The sequence below is a fragment of the Dietzia sp. SLG310A2-38A2 genome, from assembly GCF_014145095.1.
In the GTDB taxonomy this organism is placed as follows: domain Bacteria; phylum Actinomycetota; class Actinomycetes; order Mycobacteriales; family Mycobacteriaceae; genus Dietzia.
On sequence record NZ_JAALDX010000548.1, the window covers coordinates 3176 to 3786 of the forward strand.

The 611-nt window shown below is 69.2% G+C and carries 1 protein-coding gene; it reads right to left on the reverse strand.

Features of this window, described 5'->3' with window-relative positions; translation table 11 throughout:
* The coding region (locus G6027_RS17965; RefSeq protein WP_182638324.1) for an alcohol dehydrogenase catalytic domain-containing protein at nucleotides 1-611 on the reverse strand (611 nt) is incomplete at both ends.

Consider the following 611-nt stretch of genomic DNA (forward strand, 5'->3'; position numbering starts at 1 on the left):
CACGGCCACGATCACGCGCGCCCCCGCCGCGGCGGCGCCCTGGACGGAGTTGATCCCGATTCCGCCCACACCTACCACCACCACGACGTCGCCCTCTTTGGCCTGGCCGATCTCTGTGGCCGAGCCCCACCCCGTACAGACTCCGCATCCGAGCAGGGCGGCCTTGTCCAGCGGGATGTCCTTCTCGATCTTGACCACCGAGGACTGGTGGACGGTGACGTGCGGCGCGAACGTGCCCAGCACGCACATGGTCGCCACGGGCTCACCGTCGGCGGTGTGCACCCGGTAGCCGTCGTCGCTGATCGCCCGGCCGCTCAGCAGCCCGGCGCCGTTGTCACAGAGGTTCTGCAGACCCTCGGAGCAGGGCGGACAGGTGCCGCAGGCCGGGATGAACGCGAGGACGACGTGGTCCCCCACCTCCAGCCCGGTGACACCCTCTCCCACCTTGGTCACGACTCCCGCGCCCTCGTGGCCACCCATGATGGGATAGGTCTCGAACTGCAGGTCCCCGGTGAGCAGGTGCTCGTCCGAGTGACAGAGCCCCGAGGCGGCGAGTTTGACCTGCACCTCCCCCGCTATCGGGTCGTCGATGTCGACGTCGACGATCTCCC